The sequence below is a fragment of the Flammeovirga sp. AWQ4_249 genome (assembly GCF_056161045.1).
In genome coordinates, this window is sequence record NZ_JBSWYJ010000004.1 from 57,778 (window position 1) to 73,385 (window position 15,608).

Annotated in this window: 14 protein-coding genes; 6 read left to right on the plus strand and 8 right to left on the minus strand. The window is 32.8% G+C overall.

From position 1 onward, the window contains the following. Positions 1-98 precede the first annotated feature (98 nt). Entirely contained in the window at positions 99-1,229 is a 1,131-nt protein-coding gene (locus ACXAHM_RS05150; RefSeq protein WP_474959343.1) for a BamA/TamA family outer membrane protein, read from the minus strand. Positions 1,230-1,361: 132 nt separating this feature from the next. On the opposite strand from ACXAHM_RS05150, the gene ACXAHM_RS05155 reads away from it, so the two are divergent. From ACXAHM_RS05155 to ACXAHM_RS05170, 4 genes are read left to right on the plus strand one after another with little or no spacing between them, the layout of a single operon-like run. Beyond that, positions 1,362-2,285 carry an exonuclease domain-containing protein gene (locus tag ACXAHM_RS05155; protein ID WP_474959344.1) on the plus strand — a complete coding sequence of 308 codons (924 nt, stop codon included), beginning with the start codon at positions 1,362-1,364 and terminating at the stop codon, positions 2,283-2,285. 58 nt (positions 2,286-2,343) lie between these two features. Further along, the gene (gene modA, locus ACXAHM_RS05160) at positions 2,344-3,090 is read left to right on the plus strand and encodes a molybdate ABC transporter substrate-binding protein (protein WP_474959345.1); all 747 of its coding nucleotides are present in this window, start codon (positions 2,344-2,346) and stop codon (positions 3,088-3,090) included. A 43-nt stretch (positions 3,091-3,133) separates the two neighbouring features. Then, the gene (gene modB / locus ACXAHM_RS05165; RefSeq protein WP_474959346.1) at positions 3,134-3,805 is read left to right on the plus strand and encodes a molybdate ABC transporter permease subunit; all 672 of its coding nucleotides are present in this window, start codon (positions 3,134-3,136) and stop codon (positions 3,803-3,805) included. Beyond that, positions 3,802-4,581, plus strand: a complete 780-nt coding sequence (locus ACXAHM_RS05170) for an ATP-binding cassette domain-containing protein (protein WP_474959347.1) — start codon at positions 3,802-3,804, stop codon at positions 4,579-4,581. Before modB ends, ACXAHM_RS05170 begins: the two co-directional genes overlap by 4 nt. A 34-nt stretch (positions 4,582-4,615) precedes the next feature. On the opposite strand, the gene ACXAHM_RS05175 is transcribed toward ACXAHM_RS05170, so the two are convergent. Continuing rightward, complete coding sequence (locus ACXAHM_RS05175) at positions 4,616-4,951, minus strand: hypothetical protein (RefSeq protein ID WP_474959348.1); 336 nt, start codon at positions 4,949-4,951, stop codon at positions 4,616-4,618. 186 nt (positions 4,952-5,137) lie between these two features. On the opposite strand from ACXAHM_RS05175, the gene ACXAHM_RS05180 reads away from it, so the two are divergent. After that, a complete protein-coding gene (locus tag ACXAHM_RS05180) occupies positions 5,138-5,827 on the plus strand; it encodes a metal-dependent hydrolase (protein ID WP_474959349.1) in 690 nt (229 codons plus the stop codon). 38 nt (positions 5,828-5,865) lie between these two features. Here the strand turns inward: ACXAHM_RS05180 and ACXAHM_RS05185 are convergent, their stop codons facing one another. The 3 genes from ACXAHM_RS05185 to dnaE form a co-directional block, all read right to left on the minus strand. Continuing rightward, positions 5,866-7,218 carry a carbohydrate porin gene (locus ACXAHM_RS05185; protein ID WP_474959350.1) on the minus strand — a complete coding sequence of 451 codons (1,353 nt, stop codon included), beginning with the start codon at positions 7,216-7,218 and terminating at the stop codon, positions 5,866-5,868. Between the two features lie 164 nt (positions 7,219-7,382). Further along, positions 7,383-7,637: a hypothetical protein gene (locus ACXAHM_RS05190; protein ID WP_474959351.1), complete on the minus strand. Its 255-nt coding sequence runs from the start codon at positions 7,635-7,637 to the stop codon at positions 7,383-7,385. 446 nt (positions 7,638-8,083) lie between these two features. After that, a complete protein-coding gene (dnaE, locus tag ACXAHM_RS05195) occupies positions 8,084-12,352 on the minus strand; it encodes a DNA polymerase III subunit alpha (RefSeq protein WP_474959352.1) in 4,269 nt (1,422 codons plus the stop codon). A gap of 181 nt (positions 12,353-12,533) precedes the next feature. Between dnaE and ACXAHM_RS05200 the strand changes: the two genes are divergently transcribed. Then, a complete protein-coding gene (locus tag ACXAHM_RS05200) occupies positions 12,534-13,172 on the plus strand; it encodes a trimeric intracellular cation channel family protein (RefSeq protein ID WP_474959353.1) in 639 nt (212 codons plus the stop codon). Between the two features lie 50 nt (positions 13,173-13,222). On the opposite strand, the gene ACXAHM_RS05205 is transcribed toward ACXAHM_RS05200, so the two are convergent. The 3 genes from ACXAHM_RS05205 to ACXAHM_RS05215 all read right to left on the minus strand — a co-directional run bounded on the left by ACXAHM_RS05205 (position 13,223) and on the right by ACXAHM_RS05215 (position 14,945). Beyond that, positions 13,223-13,462 (minus strand): hypothetical protein, encoded by a 240-nt coding sequence (locus ACXAHM_RS05205; RefSeq protein WP_474959354.1) that lies wholly within the window; start codon positions 13,460-13,462, stop codon positions 13,223-13,225. Between the two features lie 306 nt (positions 13,463-13,768). Next, positions 13,769-14,302, minus strand: coding sequence for a hypothetical protein (locus ACXAHM_RS05210; protein WP_474959355.1), 534 nt, complete (start codon positions 14,300-14,302; stop codon positions 13,769-13,771). Between the two features lie 100 nt (positions 14,303-14,402). Next, complete coding sequence (locus ACXAHM_RS05215; RefSeq protein WP_474959356.1) at positions 14,403-14,945, minus strand: hypothetical protein; 543 nt, start codon at positions 14,943-14,945, stop codon at positions 14,403-14,405. Between the last annotated feature and the right edge of the window lie 663 nt (positions 14,946-15,608).

Consider the following 15,608-nt stretch of genomic DNA (forward strand, 5'->3'; position numbering starts at 1 on the left):
AATCAAGATAAATCTAATAAATTTTAGAAAAAAAATGATCAACTCTTAATTAAAGGAAAAAATAGAAAACAGGTATAAAAGATAGCAAAATAAAAAAACTAGAAGGCTTCTCCGTAGGTTAAATATAAACCAGAACTTCCATCTGGTCCAAATCCATAATCAGCTCTTAATGATGCTTTATCATTTTTATTAAAGGCTAATCGGAATCCTCCTCCACCAGCTATTTTAGTTTGGTTGAACTCAAAACCATCATTTCGATTAAAGACATTGGATGAAGATACGAAGCCAGTCATTCCAAATCTCCAAAATAAATGCTGTCTTACTTCGGCTTGGAAAGTCAGCATATTATTATCTCTGTATCTACCTTCATAAATACCTCTCATCGAATACATACCTCCCATCAAAGACATTTCTCTAAAAGGAACATTACCGTTAGTGGTTTGAAGAGCTCCTTGTAAAGCTAAAACAGTCTTTCCTTCTTTTTCTTTAGTTAAGTCCATGTATTTTCGAGCATCTAAAAAGAATCGATTAAAAGAATATTCTGAACCCATCCAAGTATCATTTACTTCAAATCTTGCTTCAATATAATGACCACTAGTAGGAGCAATTACATAATCTCTTGCATCCCACTTATAAACAATACCAAATCCTGACACTCTTCCACCTTCATATCCTGGTATTTCGGAGGTATCGGTATAAGTTCCATCTTCCCTCTTTGTCACACTGATATTCCAATAATTGACATATCTATATTGTACTCCAAGAAACATTTGATTAGAAACTTTTCTCAAAAATTGTTGTCTCAAATCAAGTTTTGAGTAATTGATGATCTGTTCATTACTTTCTGGTGTATCACTTCCTATTCCATAATATTTTTCAGGAAAAATGACGTACTCCCAAGTACCTTCAAATAACCAATCTTCATCGTTTGTGAAAATATTATTTGTCATTCTTATGCGTACTTGATCTTCTAAAGTATAATATCCATATAAAGTTAAATTTGAAGGTCTAGTTTCAAAAGTTGCTTGGGGTACTTTGAATTGATAAATACCTGTTACACCGAACTTCAAACTCGTTTCTTGTGTATACCCGATAAACGGAAATGCCGTAATCCTATCCTTATAGACAGTATCAAGCTCACTTACAAATTGATCATTTTCTTGGGCAGAAACATGCGTAGATAAGACCAACAATAATAGGATGATGTAGTTGTAAAATTTGAGGCACATTTGGTTAGTTCACTAAAAATTAAGGTTTAAATAAGCTGGAGCTTAAATTTATGTAATTTTATTCAAGATATCATCAATTATTAAATAAAAACTAACGTTATTGAAATACCATGTAATGAATATCTTTGTTTTATGAATTTTATAGCCATAGATTTTGAAACAGCTAACGGCAAAAAGACTAGTGCTTGCTCTATAGGTATTGTAATCGTTGAAAATGGAAAAATTGTAGATTCACAACATCACCTAATTCAGCCTATACCTAATTTCTATAATGCCATGAACATTGACATACATGGAATCACGCCTGATATGACAGAACATGCTCCAACTTTTGATATAAGATGGAAAGAATTAGGTAAGCTTTTAACGAAATACCCATTATTAGCACATAATGCTGCATTTGATCTGACTGTTTTAAAAGAAACATTAATTGCCTATCAAGTTCCTTTGCCCAATATTGAATTTTATTGTTCTTTGATTTTATCTAGAAGAGCACTTCCAAAACAAGGTAGTTATGGACTCAGTGCACTTTCAGAATATTTTAATATAAAATTAGATCATCATAATGCTGAAAGTGACGCAAAGGCTGCAGCTATTATTGCACTCAATATGTTAGAAATTCAAAAGGTGAATTCACTTGAAGAGCTTTCTATAAAAATGGGTACTAAAATCGGGCATTTAAAAAGTGACGGTTCATTTTTAAATTTTGGAACAGGAAGACCTACAAAAAAACAAAAGGGATATCAATTTAAATATCCGTTCAGGCCAAATCCAAATCATCGGTTTTATAAAAAACATGTAGTATTTACTGGAAAACTAAGCGGTTCCAATCGTAAGGATGCCATGCAAAAAGTTGTTTCTGTTGGAGGAAAAGTATATCCTGACATGTTAACTCCTACTACAGATTTTTTAGTGGTTGGCGCACAAGATTATAAAAAGTATGGAGAGGGTTTTAAATCATCAAAACTCAAACAAGCGGAAAAATATAAAGAACTTGGCTATCCTCTTTTTATCATGGGGGAAAATGAGTTTTTCTTATCTGTTGAAGAAGAATGATAAATTCAATAAAAATTGTTATTAACTTCGTTAAAGTATTTATCATTCAAATCAAATAATGATTTTCAGAGAAGCTTCAATTTTCCTAATCGGCCTTTTATGTGTTTTTTCATGTAATAAACCAAGAGAAACACCTTCATTACAAATTGCAACTTCTGCAAATATGCAGTTTGTGATGCATGACCTTATGGAAGCTTTTCAAAAAGAAACAAATAGTAAGTGTACAATGACCATAGGTTCATCTGGAAAGTTAACCAATCAAATCAAAGCAGGTGCACCTTATGATGTTTTCTTATCTGCTGATTTATTTTATCCAAAACATTTATTCAAAGAAGGGTTTACAACTACGGAAGTAAAAGAATACACACAAGGAAAATTAGTACTTTGGAGTCTTAAAAAAGACATTAATTACAACCAACTCAATCAAAATAACATTAAGAAAATTGTAATTGCTAATCCTAAAACAGCTCCCTATGGAAAAGCCGCATCTGAATTTCTTAAAGCATTTTATAAAGATAAATTGAATCAAAAAATCATCTATGCTGAGAGTATTTCTCAAGTCAATCAATTTATTCTTTCAGATATTGTTGATCTTGGTTTTAGTTCTATTTTTATAGTTAACGCACAAAAAAACAGAAATAAAGGATACTGGCAGGAGATTCCGAGTGAAAATTATCAAACAATATCACAAGGAATAGTGGGATTAAAAGGAAATAACCAAGAAAAAGGAAAAGCGTTTGTCGATTTTGTTATGAGTGAAAAGGGACAGAACATTATTTCTTCTTTTCTAATCCTTAATAAATAATTAGATTGCGTACTTCAAACTTTTAGAATAGTGCTTTTTATCTATGATTGATTGGAGTCCATTTTTTTTAACCATTAAGTTGGCCTTTTTGACAACAATAATACTTTTTTGTTTGGCTATTCCAATTGGTTATTTTCTTTCGAAATATAAAAACGTTTTCACAACGATTCTGGAAACTGTCTTTGGCTTACCATTAGTATTACCACCCACAGTTTTAGGATTTTATATATTAATTACTTTAGGAACACAAAGTACCATTGGTCACTTTTTAGACTCCTATTTTGATATTCAACTTGTATTTTCTTTTTCAGGTTTATTAATTGGATCAATCATTTACAGTTTACCTTTTATGTTGCAACCATTACAAAGTGGTTTTGCTTCTATTCCAAAAGAATTCAGAGAAGCTGCAGCTTTAATGGGAAAGTCTGAATTTAAAATACTCACAAAAGTACTTTTACCAAATATGAAGCCTGCAATATTAAGCGGTATCATCTTGACATTTGCCCATACAATTGGTGAATTTGGCGTAGTATTAATGATTGGAGGAAATATTCCAGATAAAACAAAAGTAGCTTCAATCGCTATTTATGATTATGTCGAATCATTACAATATGGTCAAGCACACACCTATTCATTCTTACTTTTAGTTTTTTCATTTACCATATTATTTGTTCTTTATTTTTTCAATAAGAAAAGAAACTTCAACTTAAAATGATAGACATTAATATACAATTGCGAGTTGGACCTTCTGAAGAATTATTCTTAATAGCATTAAAAACAGATGGGATTATTGGAATCACGGGTGCTTCCGGTAAAGGAAAAACCAGCTTTTTTAAGGCTATTGCTGGCTTATATAAAAAATGTAATGGAACAATCATAAATAATGAAATCAAATGGCTTGATTCTACTCAAAACTTAACACTTGCATCCAACAAAAGAAATATAGGCTTTGTATTCCAAGACTTTGTATTATTTCCAAACATGACCGCTCTTGAGAATATACAATTTGCTCAATCAGATCAATTCAGCAAAAGTGATTTAGATATTTTGTTAAATACATTTGAAGTAGATGAATTTATACATCAAAACGTCAAAAAATTATCTGGTGGGCAACAACAAAGAATTAGCATAATAAGAACTCTTGTACAATTACCTTCTTTGATATTAATGGATGAACCCTTTTCTTCTTTAGATGAAAATATCAAAAAGGTTGTTATTGATTATATTAAAAAATACCAAGTTAAATATAAGATCCCTATACTAATCAATAGTCATCAAACGAATGTATTAACCCAATTAACGACTAAAATCTATACATTTAAAAATCATACGCTAGAAGAAGAGATAATTGATCATCATTCAAAAGGAAAAGTAATTAAGATTGATTTTGACAACAGGTTAATAACAGTAGCGTTTCCAGAAACTACCCTTCAATTACCTTATTCTAAGAATATAAAAATTGGCGATGAAGTTGAAATAAAAAAAGCTTAAACCTGAAATATCAGATTTAAGCTTTGTTATTGCTTTAAGCACTAATTCTTGTAAGGTCCTCTTCTTCTTCATGGAATCTTTCCAATTGATACTTAACGAACATATGTTCAATATCATCTTCGGAAATAGGTTGCATTGACATAAAAAGTGGGCGTTTTGTATAGTTACTACGTGATAAAATCATAATAGCGTGCCCGGATTTTAATTGTTTTACCTTATTTGAGTTAAGCGTAATTCCTAACTCTTTTTTAAGAATAGTTCTTTTTGATACCTTCTTTACGAGATCGTAAGTGAGGGCATCATACACGTACATAATAGTCATAACATTAACTGTGCTTAGTGGTAAAGTAATTCTAGTCTTAACAAACATAATTGTTAATAGGATTAAATGCAAATTTTTAGTAATACGATAGAAACAAAGCCCTTAAAATGAACAATTATTCTTTTTATAGGATAGCATAAAAGCTAAAAATTAATCGTATTCCTCTTTTTTATGATATGAAATACATTTAACTTTAAAACAATAACTGAAGAAAAAACTTTAAATAACACTTTAATGAAAGTTACATTTTTGGGACATGCTTCCCTCCTAATTGAAACTCAAGGAAAGAAACTAATTGTTGATCCTTTTATATCACCCAACGAACTTGCATCTTCAGTAGATGTTAATAGCTTACAAGCTGATTATATCCTAATTACACACGGACACCAAGATCATGTCGTAGATGTTGAGGCAATCGCCCAAAATACTGGAGCGAAAATCATCTCAAATTTTGAGATTGTATCGTATTATGGTGAAAAAGGATTTGAAGGACATCCTATGAATCATGGTGGTAAATTTGAATTTGATTTCGGTACACTGAAATATGTAAATGCCATTCATTCTAGTGTATTACCTGATGGCACTTATGGAGGCAATCCTGGCGGCTTTGTTTTATGGAATAAAGAAGGAAGTATATATATCGCAGGCGATACTGCACTTACTTATGATATGAAATTAATTCCTGCTACTTGTCCTGATTTGGATTTAGCTATTCTTCCAATTGGTGATAATTTCACTATGGGTTACAAAGATGCCAAGATCGCGGCACAGTTCTTAGAATGTAACTCTATCATGGGATATCATTATGATACTTTCCCACCTATCAAGATTGATAAGACTGATGCTATTCATATTTTCAAACAAGCAGAGAAGACATTACTACTTCCTGAAATTGGAGAAACAATAAATGTAGCAGAAATATAAAATAAAGAAGGCATTTTCATTAAATGAGAGTGCCTTTTTTAAAACCACCATTCTGATTTTAGTCCCAAATAATGTCCAAAATTACCCTTATTCCCGGCTTCATAATATTGGGACAGCCCAAAGTCTTTTACTACATCGTTATAAAGAGCAATTGAATACACCAACCTTATATGTGGTCTAGCCATAAGTGTTCTTTCTCCTGTTGGTACATAGATGGGTGCAATCGTGAATTTGTTCATCTGTCCGATTCCAGGTGCCTCTCCAACAATGCCATTCGAATATTCCTCAAAATCCCGTAATTGAAAATTATACTCTAATAGCAATTGAAGTTTATCATATAAATAAATCATTGGTCTTACACCAATTGAAAGGTCCCATTTTTGATTCGGCCTATTGTCTGCAACAAAGACGGGCTTCTGTGCTCCAATGGCATAACGAAAAACACCATAACCCATTATACCCCAAAATTTATTGACATCGTAAACAAAATTCTCTGTAACGTTCAACCCATAAGCCCCATCATATTTTCCAGAAGAATTAGGATTCCCAAAATTGATAAATGTACGTGAGGACCATCCATCATCCCCAGGACCATTGGCAATACGACTTCCGTAGCGAATGGACGCATTATTAATAAATTTATCTTTTTGATATAAATGCATTAGCCCTATTATCCATCCAAAATCAGAAACTTGTTCAGTAATAAATGCGGGATCAGTGAGTGAATCATTTCCTGTAAAATGATATTCCGCAAGAAAGTTTAAGGTGTTTTTAGGGTTAATTTTATGGCGATGCTGAAGAGCAATCACATGTTTTTGTCGACCATCATCATAATTCGTATCTCCATATGGGTTATTGGGTTGATCTTGGTTGACTAAAGCCTTAATTAATGAAATCGTTGTCGTCCCAATTGTCAATCCAAAACCTTGGCCTGTAAGATTATTAAATTGCCAGTAATCTGCCATATCAATATTCTTATCTCTGTAATATTTACTTCCAACCCAAAGATGGATGGGAATGTTATTTAGAGTATCTCTTATATCAAGGAATACTTCCACAAAATTGGTCACCGTATTATTCGCAATGAAGCTATTGTTACCTGAAAATGATTGCGTTGTCAGTTGAAATTGAATCTTAGGCATATTTTCTTCCAACTTAAACAAACGATCAATGTTTGTCACTGCTGTCAACTCTAGGTAATCATTTTCTTCCAGCCTACCCCCCAAAGCACCTTGGTTACTCAAATTTAGTCGAGCACCCACTCTATCTTCATGCAAAGAGGAGGAAATTCCAATTCTTCCATACGTATGAAACTCAAGTACTTTTTGAGCATTTACTTGAAGATAAATTAGACTTAAGAAAAGAATTAAAAATAGTTGTTTATTGGTCATACAATGTAGAATAAATAAAGAGAGTAAGCTGCATAGCAACTAATTACAGTAATAGTATAGTTCTTTATTTAATATACATTTTTTTCGTCACCTTTTTATGCTTTTGAGCATAAAAAAAGGTCATCAAAACTGATGACCCGAATTTCTTATTAATCAATACTTAATTAAGCTAATGCCTCTGTTAAAGTATCCATTAAAGCTTTCGCCACGCTTCTAGGTTTTCTTGACTTTAGTTCAGCTAACACATCTTTAGCTTCAGCCACTTTTTGGAATAAACCTTCTGGGTTTCCGTCATTTTTGTAACTACCTAAAACCCAGTTTAAGTCGTTTACTTGTTGATCGTACTCTCCTTTTTTGTTTAACTTAGACAATTTTTCAAGAGCTGCTTCTGCTGCAGCAACAATTTTACTTTGGCTCATGATAATTATTTTATTTGCAATAGAATTATAATTTTTCTGATTATTAACTCCACAAAAATAGATGTAAATACTAAATCATGCAAGTATTCAACAAGTTGAAAATGTATGTATTACTTGATTTTTATAAATGTAAACAGAACAATTAATCACTTTAAACAAAATAAAAAATAACAATTAACGGAATTATATTATTTTTTATTTTGTTAGAAATTACACTTTCATCTAATCACTATTGGATTTTTTTGGAAGTGAATTTTTCACAAGTGAATAAAAAAAAAATGAAAAAAAATCAATTAATAAGAAATCAATGACTTGTATCATTCGTAAAATGCACTTCAAAACGTTACACTCTTACTATTAAACACTTAAATATTAGAATAATTATAAACAGAAAAAACAGTAACAACTCTCATTATTACTGCTTCATTTTATGTTAAAATAGCATCTTAATACACTCTGTATTCGATACCTTCTAAATGATCTAAACTATTCAACAATTCTGTAGATGGATCAACTTTATAACTCTTTGAGAAAAGGTTAACAACCATATTGTCTTCTCTTGAGATTACTTCTAGTGACATCTCACGAGTTCCCTTGTGTTCTTCTACAATATTAACCAACTCCATAATGGTATCATCTGTCAACATTGATACATCAATAGATAAGTCTATACCTTTACAGAAGTGATCTTTTACAGAAGATAATGCCATAATCTTTTTAGGGTTTACTTCCCACTGACCTGGGTTTCTGTAATTCTCTTTTACTTGACCAATTACACACACAAAGTCTCCTTCATTAAAGAAATGTCGGTTTTTATTGAAGTTTTCCCCAAACATGGCCATTTGATGTACTTGTTCATAGTCCTCAACTTGAAGAATACCGAATTTATTACCGTTTTTACTTTCAAGGATTTTTGCTTCTGTAATCATCCCTCCTATCTTGATCTCTTGTTGTTTATGAAGATCAACATGCTTGATTGGAATACAGAAATTCTCCAATTCCATTCGATACATATCGAGAGGGTGTCCTGAAATAAAGAAACCTACAACTTCTTTTTCAAAACGTAATTCTACTAGTTTTGACCAAGGTTCTAATTGAGGTAATTTTGGAGGTGGAACTGAACCGCCAGAACTTGCACCAAATAAAGAAGCTTGGGCTGACATCTTATCTGCTTGTACACGGTTACCATATCGAAGGATCAAATCAATACCTGAATATTTTTCACCTTCTGGAATATGGAAATATTGTGCTCTATGGAATTCATAACCATCAAATGAACCTGCATACGCTAAACTTTCCATCACCTTACGGTTGACTGCTTTTAAGTTTACCCTCTCCACGAAGTCAAAGATAGATTCATAAGGTTTTTCTTGGCGACCTTCAATAATTGCATTAATCGGACCTGTACCAATACCTTTTACAGCACCCAATCCAAAACGAATCGCACCTTCTGCGTTTACAGAGAATTTGTACTCTGATTCGTTTACATCAGGACCAAGCACAGGAATCCCCATACGACTACATTCTTCCATAAAGAACGTTACCTTTTTGATATCGTTCATATTATGTGTCAGTACTGAGGCCATATATTCCGCAGGATAATTTGCTTTTAAATATCCTGTATGGAAGGCAACTACTGAATAACAAGTCGAGTGAGATTTGTTGAAGGCATAAGCTGCGAAGGCTTCCCAGTCTGTCCATACTTTTTCTAAAGCTTTTTGGTCATGACCATTGGCTGTACCACCTTCAATAAACTTCGGCTTCAATTGCTCTAGTAAGGCGAAGATTTTCTTACCCATCGCCTTACGAAGCATATCGGCTTCACCTTTTGTAAACCCTGCCAAAGACTGAGAAAGAAGCATTACTTGTTCTTGGTAGACTGTAATACCGTACGTCTCGGCTAAGTATTCATCCATTTTGTCAATGTCATACACAATCTCTTCATCACCGTGCTTACGGGCAATAAAGTTTGGAATGTATTCCAATGGACCTGGACGATACAGGGCGTTCATGGCAATTAAGTCACCAAAAACATCGGGTTTTAGTGATCTTAAGTGCTTTTGCATACCAGCAGATTCAAACTGGAATGTACCGTTTGTCTCTCCTCTTTGGTATAATTCATATGTTTTACGATCATCCAACGGAATATCATCTGGATCGATGTCAATTCCATGACGTTGTTTGATCAATTTAATTGCATCTTTGATAATGGACAAGGTTCTTAAACCTAAGAAGTCCATTTTCAACATTCCTGCATTTTCTACCACTGAGTTATCAAACTGCGTTACCAATAGATCTGCATCTTTGGCTGTAGTTACAGGAATGAACTTCGTAATATCATCCGGTGTAATGATGATACCACAGGCGTGAATACCTGTATTACGTACTGAACCTTCTAAGATTCGAGCAGTATTAATTACTTCACCCTCAAGGGTACCGTGTTCCTGAGAAATAGCCTTCAATTGATTAGCCATCTCCATCTGTTCACTATTTAGTTTGTCTTGCAATTGTTCATCAGACATACCAAATAGTTTCTTCAACTTCATATCAGGCACTAACTTCGCTAATCGGTCAGATTCTGAAAGTGGAAGATCCATCACACGTGCCGTATCTTTGATAGAAGACTTCGCCGCCATAGTACCATAAGTGATAATATGTGACACCTGATTGAAACCATATTTATCAACAACCCAGTTAATAATTTTTTGTCTTCCTTCATCATCAAAGTCGATATCAATATCGGGTAAGGATACACGGTCAGGATTTAGGAATCTCTCAAATAGAAGGTCATATTTAATGGGATCGACATTGGTAATACCAATTGCATAAGCAACGGCAGAACCAGCTGCAGAACCACGACCAGGTCCTACAGATACACCCATATTTCGGGCTTCTGTTGTAAAATCTTGTACAATTAAGAAATAACCTGGATAACCTGTATTTTCAATGGTTTGTAACTCAAAATCCAAACGCTCACGAATATCATCTGTAATGGTACCGTAACGTTTTTCAGCACCAACATAAGTTAGGTGACGTAGAAATGCGTTCTCCCCTCTTTTTCCACCATCCTTTTCATCCTCTGGATTCACAAATTCCTCTGGAATATCGAAAGCAGGCAAGAGGACATCACGAGCCAATTTATAAGATTCTATTTTGTCTACGATTTCCTGAGTACATTCAATGGCTTCAGGTAAATCATAGAACAATTCTTTCATTTCATCAGCAGATTTGAAGTAGAATTGGTTATTTGGAAAACCAAAACGATATCCTCTACCTCTACCAATTGGTGTAGATTTTTTCTCACCATCTTTTACACAAAGTAAAATATCATGAGCATCTGCACCTGATTCGTCCATATAATATACATTGTTGGCGGCAAAATATTTTACATCATACTTTTCAGCAAAACGTAACAATACCTCATTAACGTGGTCTTCTTCTTCCAATCCATGACGACATAATTCAATGTAGAAATCATCCTGGAAGTTTTCTAACCACCAAACAAACTCTTGCTCTGCTTGTTCTTCACCAACATTCAGAATCAAGTTATTTACAGGACTTTGTAAACCACCTGTAGTGGCAATCAAATCTCCTTTATATTCTAATAAAAGCTCTTTATCAATACGTGCATAAGTACCATCTCTGTCTGTATATGCTCCATCAATGAACCCTTGAGATGACAACTTGGCTAAATTGTGATAACCTGCTTTGTTTTTTGCTATTAATACTTGAGAAGAACGGCGATCGGGGTCATCTCTTGTAAACTTACGTTTCTTATGATCATTTACAAGATACACCTCACAGCCAACGATTGGTTTTAACTCTGCTTTTAGGACATCCCTTACGAAATGATAAGCAGTGTACATGTTACCATGATCTGTAAGACAAACTGCATCACAGCCTTCTTCTTTAGATTTTGCTACTAAATCCCCAATAGTACAAGTAGCACGAAGAATAGAAAATTGAGTATGGGTATGAAGGTGCGTAAACTTAACATCTTTCAGTCTTGCTAAACCTTCCTCTTTACTTACTTTACCTCTCCCTAAATCTTTGGCTTTGTTCTTAAATGCAAAATTGGCTTCATCAAGCTTCGGTGCTTCATAAACTACCTCCTCTACAGGAACATCATGAATTGGAACAACGACGCCATGCTCAATTAATCCAAAGAAACAACGAGCAGTTGCGTCAACGTCATATGCTGCATCATGGGCATCGGCAAATGGAACACCAAAAAGTTTGTTATGTAACTCCGTTAAAGAAGGAGATTTAAACTTACCTCCTCGACCACCTGGAAGTGCACAAAATTCTGTAGATGAAATCATTGTATCAATGACTTCTACTTCTTGAATTTTACTATCAAGGTCTACCCTAATGAATTCAGCACCTGTTACATTAATATCAAATTGAAGATTGTGACCAATTTGACGATCTGCTTTGGCTAAATCAATACGGAATTCTTCTAATACTTCCTTCAAGTCATGACCATGCTCTAATGCATGTTCAGTAGTAATACCATGAACTTTTGTTGCATTAAAGGGAATCGTATAACCATCAGGCCTAACAATCAGGTTTTGAGCTTTGATCAATTTACCATGGTCATCGTGAAGTTGCCATGCCAATTGAACAACTCTAGGCCAGTTGTCGAGGTCTGTTAAAGGTGCATTAAAATTTTTCGGTAAACCTGTGGTTTCCGTATCGTATATGATATATGCCATTGCAGGGTATTTTCTAATTCAGTATACAAAAATAGAAAAAGTTCTTTGAAGATTTCAGTAAATAATTCTAATTAAATATGTAACTTCTTAATGAGAAAAAAAGGAGTGTTTATGTGATCGTTTTTTCTCACTGTTTTTCAATACAATAAACTCTATCTAAGGATTAAATTAAGCTGTAGAATTGGACGAAATCATCTATTATATTGGCGTAATTGGTTCATTTGCTTTTGCAATTTCGGGAGCATTGGTTGGCATGCAAAAAAAATTGGATGCTTTTGGTGTTTTGATTGTTTCCTTTGTCACTTCAGTGGGCGGTGGTACATTAAGAGATGTTCTTGTTGAAGGTAAAGAGATTTTTTGGATGGAAGATCCCAGCTACATTTATTTTATCTTAGCAGGAGCTATTTGTGCTATGATTTTCCAAGATAAACTTGATCGATTTAGAACTTCTTTATTCTTATTTGACACTATTGGCTTAGCTCTTTTTTCAATTGTTGGTGTTCAGGTTGGATTACAACATGGCTTTTCATATGTCATCTGTATTATCCTGGGTGTTATAACAGGTGCTTTTGGAGGAGTTTCTAGAGATATTTTGGTTAATGAAATCCCAATTGTTTTCCATAAAGAAATCTACGCAACGATTAGTATTGTAGGTTGTTCATTGTATATACTTCTTTACCATTTTGAAGTAAGCGGCATTATTAATGAATTAATTCCAATCTTCTTGATTATAATACTAAGAACTTGGGTGGTTTACAGAGAAATTATGTTTCCATCAATGTATAAGAAAGGGGAAACTGTAGACGAAAAAAAATGGTAGCTTCTATTTTCTAGGAACTACCATATATATTTTTTGAGCGTTTGCTCTAATTATTCGTTTTCCGTCTCGACTTCGGGATTTTGTTCTAACCCTCTACTGATCATAAATGGCCAAATACCACTGAAGATTAGTACTGGAACGTAAACATAATAACGCTGAGGAATATCGATACCATTCGCAATCAATACTGACTTGATATAAGCGAAAGCAAACAATAATACAACAGTTAAAATAACTCCAATTTGAGCAATTGGAAGCATTATCATTGATCCAACTTTAATAGGTTTCATACAGCAACAGGGTTTTAAGTAATTCTTCTGAAATAATATACTGTATTTGTACGTAAAATGTTCTAGAATATTCGTTAAATAACGTAAAATCTACGTTTATTTATATTCTAATAATAATTAAATTTAGACTACTTAGAATGTTTGTTTTTTATATAATAATTAGACATTTTAAGTAAAATAACTCTTCAATAAATGCAATTTCAAAAAATGTTTAGGGTCTACATAAATTTGTTAATTAAAGCTAAGGACCCAAAAAAGCTGTCAATTAAATGGATAATCATCAATTGACAGCTTTACTTATTATAATTATTTCAAGAGGAGAAAATGTACTCTATATTGAGAACTATCAGGATTTTGCGGCCCTATATGCGTGACTTGCATTGAGTCTCCAGCAGTATTATTTATTGTTGATAAAACATAATCTGACCCTAAATCAATATAGCCATAATTGTAATTATCAACATCAAAAGTAGTAGGAAGATTTGTCTCTTCTCTCCAACTCCATTCTCCTGTATAAGTGCCGTTTTGTAAAAACAACGGATCTTGAGAGGTTTGGAAATAATTAGCAACTTGAGCATGAAAAGTAGCAGAGGTTATCCAAGTAGCAGCACCATCTACTCCATATGTCATGTCATAACCAACAGTAGGATATGATTCTACCCAATTTGTGCCATCCGTTGTAAACTCAAGTATAACTTGTGTTACGTTCCAATTACCACCATTCAAAAAATCTCCACCTTTCACATTGGGTGCTGGATCTTCATCATCACTACACGAGATGACCATGAATGGTAAGAACAATAATAATAAATAGTAAAGTCTACTTTTAAATAATTTCATATTGAAAAAGGGTTTAGGGTTATACCTATAATATAATAAGTAATCCCTAAACCCTTTTATACTTCTTAAAATGATACAGAATAATATCTATACCTTTAAATTATTGTCGAATTAGCCAAAAATCTAAGTGATATTTATAGGTATATCCATTTGATCTATTCGCTTTGTCATAATAACAATAGATACGATCTTGATCATGGTCATAAATTTTTGCTTTGAGTCTAATATTCCCAATCTTAACATACCCTTTAGTATAGTCCAGTGAATCACGAGCATCAGTATTCAATACTCTCCACTCCCATGTATTGTCGTGGAATCCTCTTTCAAACAGAAAGTCTTCTTCTTGAATAAAATAACGTGAAATGTAAGTAGGATCTAAATTGCGATTTGTTTCGATGCTTACATTTCCATCAACAGTAGCATTTAGGGTCATTTCGAATGGCACTGAACCAGGTCCATGATCTAAACTAGTGCTAACTTCCCTTGTTCTTACATCAAAGTTAGTCGTAAAATTTGCCTCCTGAGCGGACCATTTGTCTGAACTAATGATATTAGTATTAAACAATTCACGAACAGAAGGATCTTCATAGGTTTCACAGGAAAGAAGTCCTAAAACGAGTAGTATAATAAGTAGGTATCTCATTTTAATTTCAAAAATAAGTTTTGCTTTACCCTGCTAACCATTGCAACACCCCTGTAAGTTTCCTCAAACTTTCATCCTACAATAGATTCTTATTATTCTCCACTACTTTTTTAAAAGTCCTTTAAATAGTTCAAATCTATCTTATTTTCGTATTCCGTTAATTAGAGATTTACCCTGCACTTAACAAATAAGAAATAAATGCATAAACAAGCACAATCTAAAAATAAAACCAGTAGATAGAATATAATTACATGCATTAAATAAAAATTTAAAAAATATGTAAAACCCACTTTTGTTTAATAAAAAACTAAATCAATATGAAAAGCTTTTGATAAGTAAAATTACATGCATATAAACGCATACCCGTTATATATATAACTAATATTTCATTTAATGTTATATAAATAAGTTACATGAAGATAATTAACATAGAAAAACGCTTTTATTACACTTAATAAATATTCAACATGCAGATACAAGCAATCATTTTAAGCAAGGCAAGTTCTATATATATTTAAATACAACAAAGAAGCAAAAGCACTAATAAACACACATTAACAAATGATTTATCAACTTATAAATGACATTTTCTTCATTTAAATTCATTAGAAATAAATTAAGTTTTTTTACCAAACTTGCGTTTATTGCCTAAAAAAGACAGAT

Coding starts and splice junctions, on each gene's coding strand:
- ACXAHM_RS05150 (WP_474959343.1), bottom strand. CDS start 1,229: ATGTGCCTCAAATTTTACAACTACATCATCCTATTATTGTTGGTCTTA.
- ACXAHM_RS05155 (WP_474959344.1), top strand. CDS start 1,362: ATGAATTTTATAGCCATAGATTTTGAAACAGCTAACGGCAAAAAGACT.
- modA (WP_474959345.1), top strand. CDS start 2,344: ATGATTTTCAGAGAAGCTTCAATTTTCCTAATCGGCCTTTTATGTGTT.
- modB (WP_474959346.1), top strand. CDS start 3,134: ATGATTGATTGGAGTCCATTTTTTTTAACCATTAAGTTGGCCTTTTTG.
- ACXAHM_RS05170 (WP_474959347.1), top strand. CDS start 3,802: ATGATAGACATTAATATACAATTGCGAGTTGGACCTTCTGAAGAATTA.
- ACXAHM_RS05175 (WP_474959348.1), bottom strand. CDS start 4,951: ATGTTTGTTAAGACTAGAATTACTTTACCACTAAGCACAGTTAATGTT.
- ACXAHM_RS05180 (WP_474959349.1), top strand. CDS start 5,138: ATGAAAGTTACATTTTTGGGACATGCTTCCCTCCTAATTGAAACTCAA.
- ACXAHM_RS05185 (WP_474959350.1), bottom strand. CDS start 7,218: ATGACCAATAAACAACTATTTTTAATTCTTTTCTTAAGTCTAATTTAT.
- ACXAHM_RS05190 (WP_474959351.1), bottom strand. CDS start 7,637: ATGAGCCAAAGTAAAATTGTTGCTGCAGCAGAAGCAGCTCTTGAAAAA.
- dnaE (WP_474959352.1), bottom strand. CDS start 12,352: ATGGCATATATCATATACGATACGGAAACCACAGGTTTACCGAAAAAT.
- ACXAHM_RS05205 (WP_474959354.1), bottom strand. CDS start 13,462: ATGAAACCTATTAAAGTTGGATCAATGATAATGCTTCCAATTGCTCAA.
- ACXAHM_RS05210 (WP_474959355.1), bottom strand. CDS start 14,302: ATGAAATTATTTAAAAGTAGACTTTACTATTTATTATTATTGTTCTTA.
- ACXAHM_RS05215 (WP_474959356.1), bottom strand. CDS start 14,945: ATGAGATACCTACTTATTATACTACTCGTTTTAGGACTTCTTTCCTGT.